This is a genomic window from Dokdonia sp. PRO95 (assembly GCF_000355805.1).
In the GTDB taxonomy this organism is placed as follows: Bacteria; Bacteroidota; Bacteroidia; order Flavobacteriales; family Flavobacteriaceae; genus Dokdonia.
Genome location: NZ_CM001837.1, coordinates 2,416,100 through 2,436,974, shown reverse-complemented (window position 1 = coordinate 2,436,974; position 20,875 = coordinate 2,416,100). Strand labels below are relative to the sequence as shown.

11 protein-coding genes are annotated in these 20,875 nt (G+C 38.4%); 6 read left to right on the top strand and 5 right to left on the bottom strand.

Translation table 11 applies throughout. The annotated features are described in order from the left end of the window. Nucleotides 1-28: 28 nt before the first annotated feature. Nucleotides 29-1,390 carry a GIY-YIG nuclease family protein gene (locus tag D017_RS15005; protein ID WP_051583880.1) on the bottom strand — a complete coding sequence of 454 codons (1,362 nt, stop codon included), beginning with the start codon at nt 1,388-1,390 and terminating at the stop codon, nt 29-31. 18 nt (nt 1,391-1,408) lie between these two features. Between D017_RS15005 and D017_RS10995 the strand changes: the two genes are divergently transcribed. From D017_RS10995 to D017_RS10975, 5 genes are all read left to right on the top strand, one after another. Continuing rightward, nucleotides 1,409-3,478 (top strand): ATP-dependent helicase, encoded by a 2,070-nt coding sequence (locus tag D017_RS10995; protein WP_051583879.1) that lies wholly within the window; start codon nt 1,409-1,411, stop codon nt 3,476-3,478. Between the two features lie 297 nt (nt 3,479-3,775). Beyond that, on the top strand, nt 3,776-4,279 hold the full coding sequence (locus D017_RS10990) for a transcriptional regulator (protein ID WP_035336535.1): 504 nt from the start codon (nt 3,776-3,778) through the stop codon (nt 4,277-4,279). Between the two features lie 6 nt (nt 4,280-4,285). Next, nucleotides 4,286-5,422 carry an efflux RND transporter periplasmic adaptor subunit gene (locus tag D017_RS10985; RefSeq protein WP_035336534.1) on the top strand — a complete coding sequence of 379 codons (1,137 nt, stop codon included), beginning with the start codon at nt 4,286-4,288 and terminating at the stop codon, nt 5,420-5,422. A 23-nt stretch (nt 5,423-5,445) separates the two neighbouring features. Then, nucleotides 5,446-8,589 (top strand): efflux RND transporter permease subunit, encoded by a 3,144-nt coding sequence (locus D017_RS10980; RefSeq protein ID WP_035336533.1) that lies wholly within the window; start codon nt 5,446-5,448, stop codon nt 8,587-8,589. Continuing rightward, on the top strand, nt 8,589-10,010 hold the full coding sequence (locus D017_RS10975) for an efflux transporter outer membrane subunit (RefSeq protein WP_035336532.1): 1,422 nt from the start codon (nt 8,589-8,591) through the stop codon (nt 10,008-10,010). Before D017_RS10980 ends, D017_RS10975 begins: the two co-directional genes overlap by 1 nt. 249 nt (nt 10,011-10,259) lie before the next feature. On the opposite strand, the gene D017_RS10970 is transcribed toward D017_RS10975, so the two are convergent. Genes D017_RS10970 through D017_RS10955 form a run of 4 tightly spaced genes read right to left on the bottom strand, consistent with a single transcriptional unit; the run spans nt 10,260 to nt 13,976 of the window. After that, the gene (locus D017_RS10970) at nt 10,260-12,173 is read right to left on the bottom strand and encodes a monovalent cation:proton antiporter-2 (CPA2) family protein (protein WP_035336531.1); all 1,914 of its coding nucleotides are present in this window, start codon (nt 12,171-12,173) and stop codon (nt 10,260-10,262) included. Nucleotides 12,174-12,176: 3 nt separating this feature from the next. Beyond that, a complete protein-coding gene (locus D017_RS10965) occupies nt 12,177-12,773 on the bottom strand; it encodes an NAD(P)H-dependent oxidoreductase (protein ID WP_035336530.1) in 597 nt (198 codons plus the stop codon). A gap of 50 nt (nt 12,774-12,823) precedes the next feature. Further along, the gene (locus tag D017_RS10960) at nt 12,824-13,207 is read right to left on the bottom strand and encodes a DUF3037 domain-containing protein (RefSeq protein ID WP_035336528.1); all 384 of its coding nucleotides are present in this window, start codon (nt 13,205-13,207) and stop codon (nt 12,824-12,826) included. After that, entirely contained in the window at nt 13,197-13,976 is a 780-nt protein-coding gene (locus D017_RS10955) for a HipA family kinase (RefSeq protein WP_035336527.1), read from the bottom strand. The genes D017_RS10960 and D017_RS10955 overlap by 11 nt, the downstream gene beginning before the upstream one ends. A 575-nt stretch (nt 13,977-14,551) precedes the next feature. Between D017_RS10955 and D017_RS15000 the strand changes: the two genes are divergently transcribed. Continuing rightward, a partial coding sequence (locus tag D017_RS15000; protein WP_225969298.1) for an Ig-like domain-containing protein occupies nt 14,552-20,875 on the top strand: 6,324 nt, incomplete at its 3' end.

Sequence of the window (20,875 nt, the reverse complement as noted above, 5' to 3'; positions counted from 1 at the left end):
GTCAGTAGATGATGGGAATTGAAGCGCGCTATCTTAAGAAATTTTTAATAACTCCGCGTTTTTTAAGGTGAGTAAGGATACTCCTGCTCGTATAATAGGTGTGTTCTTGAGGAATAAGATACGCCTCAAGGTCTTCTATGGTATTTACCGTCTCTTGATTTGTAATATATCCATATCCCATATAAATCCCGTCTACCACAAGCACAAATGATCGCTCGTTGCTGGTTCTTCCTATGAGATCTAGGTAATAGGTTTCTTCTTTGCTTGTGAGAGTTTCCAGCGCTTTATACACTCTTGCATTGTATATTTCCTTGGGTTCTTCTCCCCTACATACGCCTTTACAAGCTTTGCTAGAGCAAGAACCAGCAGTACGTTCTACACCCATAAATCTTGGACATAGCGCATGCATTATTTGTAATAGTTTGAGTTGCTGGATTACAGAATTCCTATTAAAAGAAACGGTATGACAGGAGTCTGTGTAGTTCTTTTCTGTGGGTACAATTCTCAAGATTCCTTTGGCATCTATTTTAGATTCCACAATCCAAGGGTTGTTGGTCTCTATCTGTTGCGAATTATAAATCGGTGTCAACTGTTTAATCTCTGCCGACTCTTTGAGTAAAGCAATTAATTCGTTTCCAGTTTCTACATATTCTACAGCGACGGTTTCCTTGCATAGGGTCTTTTCAAAAACTAACCTGCTCTTAAAATGCGAAATCACTCGCTTTTTTAAGTTGACTGCTTTTCCTACATAAATCACCTCGTTGTTTACATTCCTAAAGTAGTACACGCCACTTGTTTTAGGTAAATGGTCATATAGGCTTGTGGTAGCGATGGTGTTATTTCCCGCTTTCGCGAAAGCGTAATTCTCATTATCATCTACACCAGCCTTAATTTGAAACAATTGAGCCAGTCCTCTAGCATTCATACCGGGCTTAGAAGAATCATATTCCACCGAATGAACAGCTGCAGTTTCCTCAAAAGATAGTTGTGCAGCGCTGCTACTCTTTCTGGAGGAAGTCCCATTAAAAATAAGAGATGACTTCCCTAGTGGATAGCCAATCTCCCTAAAACACTTGCGTAACAACTGCTGTGAGAAATTATCAAAATATGCAATCTCACAATCCTCTAAATTCTCGATGAGTAAACTCGCGATATCTATAAAAGACGGCGCTTTTCTAAGTGCTTTATTTGTGATTCCGTAAGTGAATTCCTGATCTGGAGATAGTACTTGAAGCGGTTTAATAAGGCTTTCATGATAATACAGCTCCTCTTCATCATCAAAAACGACCACAGAAAATGCAATAGCGCTCGCTATTTTTAAATTATTGCTGTTAGTTTGTAGATCTAAGAAGGCTCTTCTCAATATATTGAAGTGTAGGATAAAATCCAAAATTATGAATAATTTCCTATCTTTGAAAATAAAAAAACTGCTATTATAGATTCATATAACACTAAGCAACGTGAGGCCATTACTTTTGATGGTAAACACTTACTCCTACTTGCAGGAGCAGGTACTGGTAAAACTAAAACTATTGTAGGTAGAGCGGAGTATCTCATTAAATCTGGCGTGCGTTCAGAAAAGATACAGATACTCACATTTACAAAGAGAGCTGCGAGCGAGATTGTAGAGCGTGTAAAAGCAGGGTTACCTGCTGGTACAAGCGGCGCGATTAATGGTAGCACCTTTCATAGCTGGTGTAACCAGCTTATTGTGAAGTTCCCAAATCTCTTTGGTGCGGCAAGTTTTACGGTAATTGATCCCGATGATCAGTTAAGTTTGATGAAAATGGCATGCGGTAATGCCAGTGAGGAATATGGAAAAGTAAGAATCAAGCCGCAGCAAATTCTCGATATCTTCTCCTTTGCACGTAACACAAGAAGTAATCTCACAGATACCATACGTAAGTTGCTTTATAAGGGAAAAGATGATCCCCAAGTAACCGAAGATATCGCCACACTGCGACCACAACTTGAGCATCTTATTAAAGAGTACCAGCTACAAAAGAAGAGACAGCAGTACCTTGATTATGACGATTTACTGCTTGTTATAGCAAATAGATTGAATAAAGATGAAAAAGCAAGAGAGATTCTGGCTTCCTCCTACGAGCATATTTTGATTGATGAGATGCAGGATACTAATCCGCTGCAATGGTTTTTATTAAAGCCTTTTGAGCATATCTGTCATCTCTTTTGCGTGGGAGATGATGCCCAATCTATTTACAGTTTCCGTGGCGCAGATTTTAAGAATGTTCACTTATTTAAGGAACGCGTAGCAGATGCGACGGTAAAAGTGCTGGACAAAAATTATCGTTCTACACAGGAGATTCTTGATATCTCAAATTGGTTACTAGAAAAATCACCTGTACAGTACAATAAAAAATTAATCTCAAGCAGAGGACCTGGGAAAGTGCCTGTGATTTTGAATGTGAATAACCAATTTGAAGAAGCAAATTATATAGCCAATAAAATTCTAGAAGCCTTTTCTAGTGGCGGAAGCTCCTTTTCTGATTTTCTAATCTTAAGCAGATCGCAATACTACACAAGACCACTGCAAGCCGTGTTTCTGCAAAAGAAGATTCCTTATCAAACCTTCGGCGGACGGAAGTTTCTTGAAGCTGCTCACATAAAAGATTTAGTAGCGGTATTGAGAGTGATTAATAATCCGCTAGATGAGATTGCGTGGATTCGCTTTTTTACTTTTATTCACGGTATTGGCGCTGTAAAAGCAACGTCTTATATGACGGAGGTGATGCAAATCGCACCAGAAGATATAAGACCAGATACCTTCACCTCTATCATCTCTGGAACCGAAGGAGAAAAAGTATCTAAGTTTTACAAAACAGTTTTTGATAATAAAGGAAATGTAAAACAAGCCATCAAAGAATTGTACAACGCTATGGAGTTTGATCTTGCTATGAAGTACAGCAAAGACTGGACAGAAAAGCGCAAAGGAGATTTTCCTGTACTAGAAATGCTTTCTGAAAACTATGCGACGCTTGGTGCTTTTATCTCAGAAGGGATTCTAGATAATGCTGCACATGTTTCAGGTCAAAACACTTTAGAAGGCAGTAAATTAACTACTACAGATCATCAAGATCACGTCACCATCTCTACCGTACACTCGGCTAAGGGTCTTGAAGCAGACGTTTGTTTTGTTCTTAATGTATCACCTAAGTCCTACCCTTCCTCCTACAGTCTAGGGAATCTAGATGAAGTAGAAGAAGATAGACGTGTGCTATATGTAGCGCTCACCAGAGCAAAAAATGAACTCATTATCACAAGAGCTACGGAATCCATTAACGCCTTTCATCATAAAACAGATACGCAAGAAGAACTAGGAGAAAATAGCGCCTACTTTCTAGAGGAACTTCCAGATCATCTTGCTACTCAAACTTCCCCAAAATCTACATTTACAGCTCATAAAGATACTGCTGTAAAAAATGATATTGACTTAGATTTGGGAATGGATTTTAGCTAATCTTCTACTGTTCTATTCCGCAAATTCACGCTGTACCGTCCTTTTCTCAAGAGGATGGCTTACCTATTTGGGTACATTTCAATAATTAGTACCAACTACATGTAGTGATTGCAGAGCTGTGCTGTTCTTTTAAAAGGTACATATCCTTGTTTTTGTTACGCTTTCGCGAAAGCTATATTAATTATGTTTTTTTTAACTTCGATTGGTTCGGTTTGTTCCGAACTAACGGTTAATTTTGCCGTGTATTTGAATCTCATCTGTTTGTTCAATAGAGCGATGAGAATAAATGAAGGAATAATGACAGACAAAATTTGTAAAGAAAAAATGTCCCTCGTTGAAAAACTAGGTGTACATATCGAAAAGCGAGAGCAACTAGCTCCAGTAGCAGCTCGCATACTATCATATACGATACTTACAGGAAAAAAAGGAAGCACTTTTGAGGACATGGTTAATATACTATGCGCTAGTAAGAGTACGATTTCAACACACCTCAATCACCTACAAGACCTTAATAAAATAGAGTATTTCACAAAAACGGGTGATCGTAAGAAGTACTTTATTATCAATAAGGATATGGTAGTACACCATGTAGATAATCTCATGAATGAATGGAAAGAAGTACGAGAGTTACATGAAGAGATAAAGACTTATAAGGAAACAATAAATCTCCAAAATGATGGTGACGATGCAGAAAAGTTTGATTTGAATTTTCATAATGATTACATCAAATTTTTAGATGAAGCCACCGCTTCTATAGAAATACTAAGAACAAAGTTAACAGACGCCAAATTTGAAATATAAAGTACTATGAAAAAATATACATCATTCACCCTGCTTGCACTTGTTGTGCTATTCATTACAATAAGTTGTGGAGGTAATCAAGAAGATACCGCTGCTACAGCACAGCAAGCTCCTCCAGCTCCATTTCCAGTAATGAAGTTAGAGCCTAAAACCGTAACCGCTTACCAAGAATACCCTACAAGTCTAGAAGGAATTGTAAATAGTGCTGTACGAGCAAAAGTATCTGGATATATTCAGAAAGTACTAGTAGACGAAGGTCAAAAAGTACGTAAGGGTCAAGTATTATTTAGACTTGAGACACAATCACTTAATCAAGATGCTGGTGCAGCAAAAGCAAGAGTAAATGTTGCTCAGGTTGAAATTGATAAATTGACGCCACTGGTAGAAAAGAATATCATAAGTGCCGTACAATTAGAAACTGCAAAAGCAAATCTAGCGCAAGCAAAAGCAAATTATAGCAGTATCTCAGCAAGCATAGGTTATGCAACTATCACAAGCCCTGTAGATGGATTTGTAGGTGCCATTACGTATAGAGAAGGTTCGCTGGTTAGTCCTGCAGATCCTCAACCGCTCACTACTGTAAGTGATATAAGTAAGGTTTATGCTTTCTTTAGTCTTAATGAAAAACAGTACTTAGACTTCTTACAACAAGCAGAAGGAAAAGATCTCGCCGAAAAGCTTGCAAACTTTTCTGATGTGAGTTTAATACTTGCAAATGGTACAACCTATTCTGAGAAAGGAACTATACAAACTAGTAGCGGTCAAATTGATCAACGTACAGGTACCGTAAGTTTAAGAGCAGTTTTTGACAATCCTAACCAATTACTAACAAACGGTAATAGTGGTAAAATTCAAATCCCAACGATATACGAGGATGCCATTGTTATTCCTCAAGAAGCTACCTACGAACAACAAGGAAATATCATGTTCTTTAAAGTTGACAATGAGAATAAAATAGCTACTTCAATACTCAAAGTAAAAGCGATAGTAGACAACCTATATGTTGTGGAATCAGGTATCGAGCTCACAGATACTATCATCGTTTCTGGTGTAGGAAAATTAAGAAGCGGTATGACTATCACACCGCAAGAAGTTCCATTTGAGGAAGCTACTAAGCCTATACAAACGCTATTTAAGAACTAGGTTACACTTAAAAAACACAAGACATGTTAAAAACATTCATTGAAAGACCCGTGCTTTCAACGGTAATTTCTATTATCATAGTGGTACTAGGTGCTATAAGCATAACTAGCTTACCTATAGAAGAATACCCAGATATTGCACCACCTACCATAAAAGTACTTGCTTCTTATCCAGGAGCAAATGCAGAAACAGTATTAGAAAGTGTAATTATCCCTATTGAAGAACAAATTAACGGTGTAGAAGGGATGACCTACATCACCTCTACTGCATCAAACAATGGTACTGCCGAGATTACAGTTTATTTTAATCAAGAGATTGACGCAGATATTGCAGCGGTAAACGTACAGAACCGTGTTTCTAGAGCTACACCACTACTGCCACAAGAAGTAGTGCAAACTGGTGTTACTACACAAAAGCAAGAAACAAGTGCTTTGATGTTTATCTCCATGTATTCTGAAAGTGAAGATTACGACGCAACATTCATCCAGAACTATTTAAAAATAAACGTAATTCCAGCGATGCAGCGAATAAGCGGTGTAGGTGATGTAAGTTTATTTTCTCAACAGGATTATGCAATGCGTATTTGGTTAAAGCCAGAGAAGCTTGCATCATACGGACTAATTCCATCAGATATACAGGCGGTATTACAAGAACAGAACTTGGAAGCTGCAGCAGGATCTTTAGGAGAAAATAATGGAGAAGCTTTTTCATATACACTAACATATAGTGGCCGCTTTAAAGATCAACAGCAATATGGTGACATTATCATCAAAGCTTTAGGGAACGGACAGTTTTTACGTCTAGATGACGTAGCAACGATCGAGCTAGATGCACAATCTTACGCATCAAATGCAGTGAGTTTAGGACATCCTGCAGTTTTTATGGGAATTTTCCAAACAAAGGGATCTAACGCAAGAGAGATTATTGAGAATATTAAAGTAACCATAGCATCTGTAGAAAAAGATCTACCAGAAGGGCTAGGAGTTTTTGTTCCTTACGACACTAGTTTATTTTTAAATGCATCTATAGATAAAGTACTTACGACCTTATTAGAAGCCTTTATATTAGTTTTCTTAGTAGTATTTCTATTCTTACAAGACTTTAGATCTACACTTATTCCAGCCATTGCGGTACCTGTTTCTATTATTGGTACGTTTTTCTTTTTAAGTGTTTTTGGATACTCTATCAACTTACTTACCCTGTTTGCTCTCGTACTCGCCATTGGGATTGTAGTAGATGATGCTATTGTAGTAGTAGAAGCTGTGCATGCTAAAATGGATGAAGGGGAAAAAGATCCTAAAAAAGCGACACTTACTGCCATGAATGAAATCTCTGGGGCGATTATATCAATCACCTTAGTAATGGCAGCAGTATTTATCCCAGTTACCTTTGTTACAGGACCTACGGGAGTATTTTATGAGCAATTTGGGGTTACACTTATTATATCTATACTTATTTCGGCGGTAAATGCTTTGACGCTGAGTCCAGCGTTGTGTGCGTTACTTTTAAAGTCACACAAAGATGATGAGGAACTCAAAGGAAAAGGACCTTTACAGCGATTTTATACCTTATTTAATAGAGGTTTTAACGCTACAGTAACTAGATACGGTCACTCGCTTTCATTCTTATACAGACAAAAATGGATGCCTGTCTTATTATTAGCACTTGCTATCGTAGGTATTGTTTGGGCATCAAAAACAACTCCTACTGGTTTTGTACCTAATGAAGATAGAGGGATAATTTTTGCAAATATTGAACTTCCAGCGGGATCATCACTAGACAGAACAAATGCTGTAACGCTAGACTTATATGATAGAATTGATAGCTTAGAAGGCGTTGTGGGTGTCAACTTTATTAAAGGTAGAAGTTTAATAAATGGTGCAGGAAGTAACTACGGCTTTGGAATTATAAAACTAGCAAATTGGGATGAGCGTGAAGATCCTTCACTATCTGCGACTGCTATTACAGGTAAACTCTTTGGTATAGTTGCAAACATTCCTGAGGCTAAGATTATTTTCTTCTCTCCTCCTAGTATTCGAGGATTTGGTAACTCATCTGGTTTTGAAGTAAACTTATTAGACAAGTTTGGAGGTGAGTTTAAAGACTTAGACATTGCCAATAAAGAATTTGCTGCAGCATTAATGTCACATCCAGAAATTAAATATGCCCAGTCCTCTTTTAGCACAGAATATCCACAGTATGAGATGGAGATAAATGTCCCTCTTGCTAAGGAAAAAGGAGTGCCTATTAATAGTATCTTCTCCACATTACAAGGATATATAGGAGGTATTTATGCATCAGATTTTTCTAAGTTTGGGAAGCAGTTTAGAGTCTATATTCAGGCTCTACCTGATGATCGAGCTGGCGTTGAAGATTTAAATAGTATGTATGTAAGAACAGACTCTGGAGAGATGACTCCTATCACACAGTTTGTAAACTTAGAACGTGTGTATGGACCACAATCTGTTACTCGTTTTAACCTATTTAATTCTACTTCTATCACTGGTGCTACAAATGAAGGTTTTAGTACTGGAGACGCTATTAGAATAATAGATGAAGAGGTTGCAAAGCTACCTAACAACTATACTGTCGCATATTCTGGTCTTACAAGAGAAGAGGTAAATGCAGGAAATCAAACCGCTTTTATATTTGGGTTGAGTATTCTCTTTGTGTACTTCTTATTAAGTGCGCAATATGAAAGTTACTTATTGCCATTTGCGGTAATACTTTCTTTACCATTTGGAGTTTTTGGAGCCTACATAAGTACCAAATTATTTGGTCTAGAGAACAACATCTATTTCCAGATTGCTTTGATCATGCTGATAGGCCTACTCGCTAAGAATGCTATTCTTATTGTTGAGTTTGCCCTCGCTAGGCGCAAAAATGGCGAGGACATCGTGAGTGCCGCCATAAACGGTGCAAAATCTCGACTAAGACCTATTTTAATGACCTCCTTTGCTTTTATTTTAGGATTAATGCCATTGGTATTAGCTAAAGGTGTTGGGTCTGAAGGAAACAACTCTATAGGTACAGGAGCCGTAGGCGGAATGCTCATAGGAACCATCTTAGGAGTATTTGTTATCCCAATCTTATTTATATTTTTTCAGTGGTTACAAGAACGCATTTCTAGTAAACCAGCAATACAAACTATTGAAACACAAGAATAATGAAATCACCTATCACCTATAAAAGTATAAGCAAGCCTATACTCTTGCTAGTAGTCGCTGTCATATTTCAAAGTTGCTTTGTAGCGCAAGACTATGTACAGCCAGATATTACTGCTGAGACAGAGGCACTGTATAGAACAGATAACCTTCCTACAGATAGTATTTCTATTGCAAATGTATCCTGGAGAACCTTATTTACAGATGAGCAGTTGCAGTCTTACATTCAAGAAGGACTTGAAAATAACATGGATGTGCGCATCGCTATACAACAGATGGTTGCTGCACAAGCTTACGCGAAACAAGGAAAGGCTGGTTATTTACCTACCGTAAATGTGGGAGCAAATTTCACACACCAAGTACTCTCTGAGAACACGCAGTTTGGTCAGTTTTTAACCAACAGAGCTACAGATCAATTTGATATCACAGCAAATCTATCTTGGGAAGCAGACATCTGGGGAAAAATAAGAAGTAACCAAAGAGCTACGCAAGCAGCATATTTAAAAAGTGTAGCGGGTCACCAAGCTGTAAAAACACAGCTTGTTGCAAGTATTACAAACACCTATTATAACTTACTTGCTCTAGATGCTCAGATAGCCATCACAGAAGAAACGGTTGCAACTAGAGAACGTAGTGTAGAAACTATAAAAGCCTTAAAAGATGCTGGACAGGTTACACAGGTTGCTGTAGACCAGAATATAGCACAGTATAACAATGCAAAAGCGCTACAAGTAGATCTTGAAACAGTACTATTTAAAACTGAAAACATCCTTAGTATTTTACTGGGTAAACCTGGACAACGCTTTGAGAGAAGCACATTAGATAGTCAAATACTTGATGAAGAATTAAAACTAGGAGTACCCGCATCACTATTAACTAATAGACCTGATGTCATGGCAGCCGAGTTTGATCTGATTCAATCTTTTGAGCTAACTAATGTTGCAAAGAGTAACTTATATCCTTCATTAAGATTAACTGCAGCAGGAGGTTTCCAGAGTCTTGAAATTGATGAGCTTTTGAGTGCAAACTCATTATTTGCAACAGTCATAGGCGGATTAACACAACCACTTTTGAATCAGCGAAAGTTGAGAACGCAGCGTGAGGTTGCTATTGCTCAACAAGAACAGAGCTTACTAGCATTTAAAAAGACATTGCTCGTTGCGGGAACTGAAGTATCAAATGCATTATTTGAATATGAAGCAGAAACTAAAAAATTCGAATTTATTAATAAAGAAGTTACTGCATTACGCGCAGCAGAGGCAAATTCTGATGAGCTCTTAAAAAACGGTTATGCAACTTATCTAGATTTACTTACGGCTAGACAAAGTGCTCTTAATGCCGAACTTAACGTTATCGACAGTAAACTAAAGCAACTTGTATCTATTGTTGATTTATATGAAGCTTTAGGTGGCGGATGGAGATAATAAGTAACCGTTAGGTTGCTTTTGTGGTTTATCGTTCAGGTTTCTAATAATATAGAAAGTTACATCCTAGGATTGTAAATAGCCGTCTACTTTTCGGCACTCATATTGACCAATGTGATTGATGCGTATCCCAGTTGTGACAATTAATAGAACCAAAAGAACTAAATCATTTTAATAGCATTAATAGTAACTGCTCAAATTTTCCCGAAAGGGAGCTTTGAGCAGTTTTTATTTAAATAAGGTTAGACCTTAAATCTGAGGATCCTCATCTTCGTCATGCTGCTGCTCCTCAAGTGTTTTTCTTATGTGCTCACTGTCCCAGTGATTATCATATGCAACAATGCCTCGATTAAAATCTTCATTGAGGTAGCGTTCTTGCTTTTCTAATTCTTGACGGGCGACAAAAATATAACTGTCTGTGCCTCTCTTAGGTTCTTTGGCAAGACGTCTTAAAATAGCTTCATCATATTTTATGAAGTTTTGCACTTGCCTATTAAGGGTATATTTTCTGAAACCGAGTTTATGCAATACATCGCTGGCCATACTGAGCGAGGTATCTAGGGACTCCCTGTAAATATTTTCTATGCCTAAGTTGAGTAAGTCATAGGCGTCATTTCTATTTTTTGCACGTATCATGAGTTCTACGTGTGGGTATTTTTCTTTGACAAGCTTTGTCACTTGTGTGGTTACTGTAGGGTTATCTATGGCGCAAATTAGAATTTTTGCCTGAGCGATTCCTGCAGATTCTAGTAAGTCTATGCGCGTGGCATCTCCATAATACACCTCAAAACCCATCTTACGAAGAAAATCTACACGATTTGAGTCTTGATCTAATATAGTCGCCTCTACTCCATGAGATCTTAAAAAGCGCCCTATCGTACTCCCAAAATGTCCAAAACCAACAAGTATCACATTTTGCGACTTTGCGATGTGATCCATAGGTCGTTTTATAGATTCTTTGGTTCCTATTCTTGGCAATATAAATCGCTCATTGATCATCCCTGTGATAGGTGTAAGTGACATGGTAAGTGCCGTAATCACGAGCATCATATCCATTTGATCTTGCTCTAATAATTGCAAACTGAACGCGAAAGAAAGCAAGACAAAGGCAAACTCTCCTATCTGTGATAGGCTAAAAGTTAGTAGCAATTTCTGATCTAATTTTAGCTTAAAAATATAACCAGTAATAAATAATACAATCGCCTTTACGATTACAATAGCAATTAATATCCCACCAATAGTTAGCGGATTTTTAGCAATCACAATAAAATTGATAGAGGCTCCCACTGCCATGAAAAACAAACCTAGCAGTAGATTCTTAAAAGGTTCTAGCGTACTCTCCAGCTCATGTTTGAATTCGCTGTTTGATAATACCACTCCGCCTAAAAATGCACCCAGCGCTGGACTGAGACCTACGTATTCCATTAAAAAGGATATAGAGAATACAATCAATAGTGCAGCTGCGATGAGAAGCTCGCGCACTCCAGTTTTTGCCACTTTACGCAGCATAGGTACAATTAAATACTTACCAGCAACGATAATAATTACAACAGATAGTATAATTGCTAGGGTTTGAAAAGCGATAGGCAAACCATCCAGTAAATTCTCAGATGCTCCATGACCTTCACCACCTGCAACAGTGGTCGCAGTAGAAAGTAATGGCAATGCTCCCAGCATGAAAATCACTATAATATCTTGAAAAAGTAAAATAGAAAAAGAAGAGGCTCCGTAGGTCGTATCCATCATTCCTTTCTCCTTGATAGTTTGTAAGGCTATCGCGGTAGATGATAGTGCTACTGCCATCGCAATTACAAGAGACACCTTCCAGTCGTAACCTAAGAAGGTAAATAAGAAATATGTTAAGAGCATAGTCCCTCCTACTTGCAGTCCGCCCATGCCCAAGATGGTCTTGCGCATGTTCCAGAAATTCTTAGGCTCAATTTCTAAGCCTATCAGGAAGAGCATTACAACTACGCCAAACTCTGCAAAGTGTAATATATCTTCTCCTTCTTGACCTATAAAACCTAAGACATAAGGACCTATGAGCACACCCGCTAGTAAATAACCTATTACAGAACTCAGCCCTAGTCGCTTTGCGATAGACACACAAATTATTGCTCCCGCAAGAAATACTATCGCTTCAAAAAGAATACTTCCTGTCATAATTTAGTGAGTTTTTAATTCTGGTAAATCATTTAAAAATACGCAGTTATCTACGCCTAGTACAACAGCTTCCTTCTGCAGTAACTCTAATAATGATTTGTAAGTTCTTGAGTGAGTGTCTAATTGATTGTCGTTCAATTGGTGCGTACCCATGACTGCAAATGGTGGATAATACTGCATCCCGCATAAGATTGCTGTCTGTTCAAAGGGTCTTAAAAATTCATTGATGGTAAAGCTATTGCTTCCTTGAGCACAATACACCTCTTTTGATCCACCTGTGGTAATCACATTTAAGCAAGTTTTTCCCTTAAGGGCATTACCATTTGGTCCATATGCCCACCCAAATTCTAGCACCATATCAATCCACTGCTTCATTAAAGGTGGACAGCTATACCAGTATAACGGATGGTGCCATATGATGATATCATGTGCAGCAAGCAACTCCTTTTCGGCATCTACGTCAATATGAAAATCTGGATATTGCTCATAAAGATCATGAAAAGTAACACTCTCCATATCTTGAATGTGTGATACTAGTGACGTATTTGCCCTAGATTTTTCAAATTTAGGATGCGAGAATAATACAAGTATTTTCTTCATGGGTGGGTATCGTTAATTTTGGCGAAAGCCAACTAAAAAGATTTATAAGGTTACAACACGTTTTTAGCAAAGATCTCTTCTAGCATACTCGCTGGATCTTCACATAAACCCGGATGCGTTTTGGAGCTTTGTATAATAGTGCTTCTACAAGCAGTAAGCCATCTAAATCTGTCTGATAGTTCCATAGCGCCTATGCGACCTCCGGAAGGTGCTCCTTTACACACCTGTTCCCAAGCTTTTAGATATGCTTGATACTTGTCAATCTCTACATCTGTACAGAAGGCTTTCCACTTATCTGGACATATATGAAACTTTATTCCTAGATATTTTTTCTTTTTTGAAAAGACAATAACACCTACATTGAAGAACTCTTCTCGTTCTACTTTAGGCACAATTCTAATGGTGGCGTACTCAAAGGTATATTTATCTTGCATCATCTCCTTCTTTTACTAAGATATCAATTTTTGATAATCTAGAATTTATAAACTCAAGATAGGCAGCTCTCATATCATTTGGAATCATCGTATCAAACTCAGATATTAACCAGTCTTCTGGAATATGTGCTATAATATCTTCTAGCTTTTCTTGCGTTAATAGCTCTTTGATTGCAGTTGCCGCTTCTGGTAAGCGTGTTGCTTTCTCTAGCAATACATGATCTTTTACAAGCGGAAAAGTACGCTCTAGGTGATTTTTCCAGTTTTTCCAGTCATGGTGAAAATAAAAACTCGCACCATTATCTATCACCCATATCTCATTATGCCACTGCAGGAGATTTGTATTTTTTGCGGTTCTATCTATATTACTGATAATACAGTCTAGTAATACTATTTTTGATGCTGTAAGCGCATCCACAGTACTCACCAGGGGATCATAAGTAATCGCCTCTGATAAGAAATGAAGCCCAAAGTTTAACCCTACGCTAAACTTCAATAAATCCTGAATCTCTTCATCTGGCTCTGTTTTACTAAAAGAATCATCTAGATTCATAAAAACAAGCTCAGGAACATGAAGTCCTATCGCTCTGGCTATTTCGCCTCCTAGAAGTTCGGCTATAAGTGCTTTCTTTCCTTGCCCAGCTCCTCTAAACTTGAGCACATATAAATAATCATCGTCTGCCTTGACTAAAGCTGGAAGTGATCCTCCTTCTCGTAAAGGTTGCAAGTATTGCACAACATTTACAGTTCTTAATTGTAGCATATCCATAGTACAGTATTCTCTTTTCTGAGGTTTTCCTCTTACTGCAAATTTAAGTGATTACTTATTGGTCTTATCTACTAATATTATGGATCATTTTCAACTTATAAATGATGTGTATCAACTTTTATACAAGTACAATTTGATAAACAAACAATTGTATTTTAACAATTTTGTTTAATTACGCTTTCGCGAAAGCAAAGTTTATTACCTATAGGTTAAATTTAAGTGACTGATGCTATTGCTTTATACTTGTAAAATTCTGTCAAATGCTAATTTATAACGTTTAAGTGTTAATTAATTCACATTAGTTGTATTTAGTCTTGCTAATAAGAAATCATTTCAATAATTTTCCTACATATTAAACTTGTATAAATCAACGATCTACAACCAATTTTATACAAGTAAAAGTTCTTAATTACTAAAATACCTCACAACAGTCCTAAACAAAACTGAAGTCTGGTATTACTTTGATTAAGCGGACTCTTATACGATTAATCAAATTGCAATTTTATTGTTTTTAATGATGTGTACTCGACATTCATTAGTTAGATGTTTTATTAAAATAATTTAAGACTACTATCATGAAGAGAAAAATTACTTTTCCATCATCCCTGAGCGGCTTTCTATTTATTTTATTATTTGCCTGCTTTTCTGTCAGTGCGCAAGAACAAACTTTTGCGACAACTATAACCAATCAAGAAAATGTTGATGATGCCAATCTGGCTACCAATCAAGATTTAACAGATTTCGCCGAGGTTAGAGCAAATTCTGGAACACTTTTTTTTGGTGCATATGATGGTGTTCTTGAGTTATCATATGGAGAACTACTGCCTGCAAATACAACATCATACATTAAAATAGAAACAGAAGATGATTTGTTACCATCCTTATTAGGCGGTAGTCTCGGTAATTTACTTGCAGATGTATTGGGGATTGTACTAATAGGTAATCAAGAATTTACTGTAAAGGCATTAAATGGTAATACTACCGTGCTAAGTGCAGTATCATCAGACCCTAATACATTTAGCGGTGCTAGAACACAAATAGTGACCGATGCACAGGGAGATTATTATATAGCACTCACACCAGACCAACCATATAGCAGTATAGAAATTACAAATAGTATAGGTTCCTTAATTGGATTAAATCAAGAACGTTCTTTAAAAGTTTATGGAGCTTTCTATGGGGCAGATGCACCTATTTGTAACACTCCTTCATTTACCTCATTTGACGGGACTGGGCTTAATCTAGATTTAATAAATCTAGGAGGCGCTGGGGTTACAAATATTGAAAATGCAATTGATGGAGATCTCGCTACATTCTCAGAGTTAAGCTTAGGTGTATTATCTGTAGCGGCGACTGTAGAGCAGGTAATTTATTTTCAGAATGCTTCACAACCTACAGAAGATTTCAAAATTAGACTTGCTGTCGATCCTAGTTTATTAGCGCTTGGAGTGGCAAATAATATCCAATTTGAAGCATATAACGGTTCAAATCTAATTGCATCGAGAGACTTAGGGTCCTTATTAAATCTGGAATTGATAAATTTATTACAAAGTAATACTCCTGTAGACATTGGCCTTGATGTATCTGCGCCTGTAGATAGAATTGTCGTTAGTTATTCCTCACTCTTGAACACTTCATTAAGTCAGCGACTTGATTTATACGATGTAGCCGTTACTCCTGCCATTCCTGAAATTGCTGCAGCTTCTCAAAATATCACTTTATGTGAAAATAGCACCGCAGAACTTATTGCTACTACTGATACTACAAACTCACAAAAAGAGTGGTATGATGAAGAGCAAGGTGGAAATTTACTAGCTACGGTAGATAGTGGTGAGGCATTTACCACTTCATCATTGACAGAAAGCACCACTTTCTATGCCGCTGCTACGGCAAATGGATGTACTGTAGCGTCTGTACGAACTCCAGTTTTAGTAACAATTAACCCTACTCCAAAATCTTCAGATATCTTAGTAGCAGGTTTTGATACTGCCATATGTTTACTTGAAGTACTAGAGATTGTACCGTCAAGTACGATCTCAAATGACTTCAAATATTACTTTGATCCTAATAAAAATGTAGAGATTACTAATGGGCTTACTGCAGATGGAATCGTTTACGTAATCAATGATAGCAAGCTTGAAATAACTGGATTAAATGATGCTAACAATCCTGATAATATATTTATTTCTACAACAGAACCAGCTACTGGCTGTGAGAATAGTCCTGGCGATTTAAGACAAGTCTCTATTATTCTTGCAAACACTCCTAATATCTCTATAAATCTTACAGAGAATATTACAGCCGATGATACTATAAATAGTATTGAGCAAAATAATGACATCACCATTACTGGTACAGTTTCGGGAGATGCTCAAGAAAATGATGAAGTAATGATCACTGTAAATAATACAGAGTACACTACATTATTGGATGCAGGTTTAAACTTTGCTAGAGACATTCCAGGTGCTGAATTAGTACTTGACGCAGATTCAACCATTGACGCTTCGATAACGGTTGTCGGTACATTATGTACTGCCACAGCTATTGATAGTGAGGCTTACACGGTAGATATTGACAATCCCACCATTCCTACTGTAGATGCTCAAACCACCAACGACACCACTCCGATAATTACGGGTACAGCAGATTCTGATGATGAGCTGACTGTAATTGTAAATGGTGTGACTTATTTGGAAACTGGAGCGGATCTTACAGATAATGGAGACGACACATGGTCTCTGCAAATTCCTGATGGAAGTGAATTATCAGATGGAACTTATGATGTAGATGCTTCGGTAGAAGATACAGTTGGAAATACAGCTTCTGATACTACTACAGATGAATTAATAATTGACGCTACTGCGCCAACTACTCCAACGGTTAATGCACAAACTACGAATGACAGCACTCCGCTAATTACAGGTACTGCAGATTCTGATGATGAGCTGACGCTAATTGTAAATGGAGTTACTTACCTGGAAACTGGAGCAGATCTTACAGATAACGGTGATGATACGTGGAGCTTACAAATACCTGATGGTAGCGAACTACCAGATGGAACCTATGATGTAGATGCCTCGGTGGAAGATTCTGTTGGAAACACTGCTTCTGATACTACTACAGATGAATTAATAATTGACGCGACTGCGCCTACTACGCCAACGGTTACTGCTCAAACCACCAACGACACCACTCCGCTGATTACAGGAACAGCAGATTCTGATGATGAGCTGACTGTAATTGTAAATGGTGTTACCTATTTGGAAACAGGAGCGGATCTCACAGATAACGGAGATGATACATGGAGCTTACAAATACCTGATGGTAGTGAACTACCAGATGGAACTTATGATGTAGATGCTTCTGTGGAAGATACTGTTGGAAACACTGCTTCTGATTCCACAACCGATGAACTAATAATTGACGCTACTGCTCCAACTACTCCAACAGTAAATCAGCAAACCACAAACGACACCACTCCGCTAATCACTGGTACAGCAGATTCTGATGATGAGCTGACTGTAATAGTAAATGGTATTACTTATCCTGAAACTGGAGCAGATCTCACTGATAACGGAGATGATACTTGGAGCTTACAAATTCCTGATGGTAGCGAACTACCAGATGGCACTTATGATGTAGATGCTTCTGTGGAAGATACGGTTGGAAATACTGCTTCTGATACTACTACTGATGAATTAGTAATTGATGCTACTGCACCAACTACGCCAACAGTTACTGCACAAATTACGAATGACACCACTCCGCTGATTACAGGAACAGCAGATTCGGATGATGAATTGACCGTAATTGTAAATGGTGTTACATACACCGAAGGTGATGGAAACCTCATCGATAACGGTGATAATACTTGGTCTCTGCAAATTCCTGATGGTAGCGAACTACCAGATGGAACCTATGATATAGGTGCTTCTGTGGAAGATACGGTTGGAAATACTGCTTCTGATACTACTACTGATGAACTAATCATTGACGCTACTTCTCCAACTACGCCAACAGTTACTGCACAAATTACGAATGACACCACTCCGATGATTACAGGTACTGCAGATTCTGATGATGAGCTAACAGTAATTGTAAATGGTGCTACTTATCTGGAAACAGGAGTGGATCTTACAGATAACGGTGATGATACTTGGAGCTTACAAATTCCTGATGGTAGCGAACTACCAGATGGAACCTATGATGTGGATGCTTCGGTGGAAGATACGGTTGGGAATACTGCTTCTGATACTACAACAGACGAGTTGATAATTGACGCAGCTGCACCTACGACTCCAACGGTTAATGCACAAACTACGAATGACAGCACTCCGCTGATTACAGGTACTGCTGATTCTGATGATGAGCTAACAGTAATTGTAAATGGAGTAACTTATTTGGAAACTGGAGCTGATCTTACAGATAACGGTGATGATACGTGGAGCTTACAAATACCGGATGGAAGTGAACTACCAGATGGCACTTATGATGTAGATGCTTCTGTAGAAGATACTGTTGGAAACACTGCTTCTGACAATACAATTGATGAATTAACCATTGACTCTGTTTCCCCAACGATTCCAACGGTAACAGCACAAACTACAAACGACACCACACCGCTGATTACAGGAACAGCAGATTCTGATGATGAGCTGACGGTAATTGTAAACGGAGTAACCTACACCGAAGGTGACACAAACCTCACAGATAACGGAGATGATACTTGGTCTTTACAAATACCTGATGAAAGCGAACTGCCAGATGGAACTTATGATGTAAACGCCTCGGTGGAAGATACGGTTGGGAACACTGCTTCTGACAATACAACAGATGAATTAGTAATTGACGCTACTCCGCCTACTACGCCAACGGTTACTTCACAAACGACAAACGACACCACTCCGCTAATTATTGGTACAGCAGATTCTGATGATGAGCTAACAGTAATTGTAAATGGAGTTACTTATCTGACAACTGGAATGGATCTCACAGATAACGGGGATGATACGTGGAGCTTACAAATACCTAATGGTAGCGAATTACCTGACGGAACCTATGACATTGATGCTTCTGTGGAAGATACGGTTGGAAATACTGCCTCAGATACTACTACAGATGAATTAGTAATTGACGCTACTGCTCCAACTACTCCAACAGTAAATCCGCAAACCACAGACGACACCACTCCGCTGATTACAGGTACTGCTGATTCTGATGATGAGCTGACGGTAATTGTAAATGGTGTTACTTATCTTGAAACTGGAGCGGATCTCACTGATAATGGTGATGATACTTGGTCTCTACAAATACCTAATGGTAGCGAATTACCTGACGGAACCTATGACATTGATGTTTCTTTGGAAGATACGGTTGGGAATACTGCTTCTGATACTACAACAGATGAATTAGTCATTGATTCGACTGCGCCAACGACACCAACGGTAGATGCACAAACCACCAACGACACCACTCCGCTGATTACAGGAACAGCAGATTCTGATGATGAGCTGACGGTAATTGTAAATGAAATCACCTACACCGAAGGTGATGGAAACCTCATCGATAACGGAGATGATACTTGGAGCTTACAAATTCCGGATGGAAGCGAACTACCAGATGGAACCTATGATGTAAACACTTCGGTAGAAGATACGGTTGGAAATACTGCTTCTGATAACACGACCGATGAATTAGTAATTGATGCGACTGCGCCAACGACTCCAACGGTTACTGCGCAAACCACCAACGACACCACACCGCTGATTACAGGAACAGCAGATTCGGATGATGAGTTGACCATAATTGTAAATGGTGTTACATACTTCGAAGGTGATGGAAACCTCATCGATAATGGTGATGATACTTGGTCTCTACAAATACCTGATGGAAGTGAACTGCCAGATGGAACTTATGATGTTGATGTTACTGTGGAAGATACGGTTGGAAATACTGCTTCTGATACAACCACAGATGAATTAGTCATTGACGCAACTGCGCCAACAACTCCAACGGTAGATGCACAAACCACCAACGATACCACTCCGCTGATTGCAGGTACAGCAGATTCTGATGATGAGCTGATGGTAATTGTAAATGAAGTTACCTACACCGAAGGTGATACAAACCTCATAGATAATGGAGATGATACGTGGAGCTTACAAATACCTGATGGAAACGAATTACCAGATGGAACTTACGATGTTGAGGTTTCTGTGGAAGATACGGTTGGAAATACTGCCTCTGATACTACAACAGATGAATTAACCATTGACTCTGCTTCCCCAACGACTCCAACGGTTATAGCACAAACTACAAACGACACTACACCGCTGATTACTGGTTCAGCAGACTCTGATGATGAGCTAACAGTAATTGTAAATGGTGCAACCTACACTGAAGGTGATGGAAACCTAATCGATAATAATGATGATACGTGGTCTCTACAAATACCGAATGGAAGCGGACTACCAGATGGAACTTACGATGTAGACGCTTCGGTGGAAGATGCGGTTGGAAATACTGCTTCGGATTCAACAACTGATGAATTAACCATTGACGCAACTGCGCCAACTAACCCAACGGTTATAGCACAAACTACAAATGACACTACGCCGCTGATTACAGGAACGGCAGATTCCGATGATGAGCTGACGGTAATTGTAAACGGAATAACCTACACCGAAGGTGATACAAACCTCACTGATAACGGTGATGATACTTGGTCACTACAAATACCTGATGGAAGCGAACTACCAGATGGAACTTATGATGTAGGCGCTTCGGTGGAAGATACGGTTGGAAATACTGCTGCTGATACTACTACAGATGAATTAGTCATTGACGTAACTGCGCCTACCACTCCAACGGTTACTGGGCAAACCACAAACGACTCTACA

Excerpts from the sequence above, each read along its gene's own strand:
- D017_RS10990 (WP_035336535.1), top strand. The coding sequence starts at position 3,776 with ATGACAGACAAAATTTGTAAAGAAAAAATGTCCCTCGTTGAAAAACTA.
- D017_RS10985 (WP_035336534.1), top strand. The coding sequence starts at position 4,286 with ATGAAAAAATATACATCATTCACCCTGCTTGCACTTGTTGTGCTATTC.
- D017_RS10980 (WP_035336533.1), top strand. The coding sequence starts at position 5,446 with ATGTTAAAAACATTCATTGAAAGACCCGTGCTTTCAACGGTAATTTCT.
- D017_RS10975 (WP_035336532.1), top strand. The coding sequence starts at position 8,589 with ATGAAATCACCTATCACCTATAAAAGTATAAGCAAGCCTATACTCTTG.
- D017_RS10970 (WP_035336531.1), bottom strand. The coding sequence starts at position 12,173 with ATGACAGGAAGTATTCTTTTTGAAGCGATAGTATTTCTTGCGGGAGCA.
- D017_RS10965 (WP_035336530.1), bottom strand. The coding sequence starts at position 12,773 with ATGAAGAAAATACTTGTATTATTCTCGCATCCTAAATTTGAAAAATCT.
- D017_RS10960 (WP_035336528.1), bottom strand. The coding sequence starts at position 13,207 with ATGCAAGATAAATATACCTTTGAGTACGCCACCATTAGAATTGTGCCT.
- D017_RS10955 (WP_035336527.1), bottom strand. The coding sequence starts at position 13,976 with ATGGATATGCTACAATTAAGAACTGTAAATGTTGTGCAATACTTGCAA.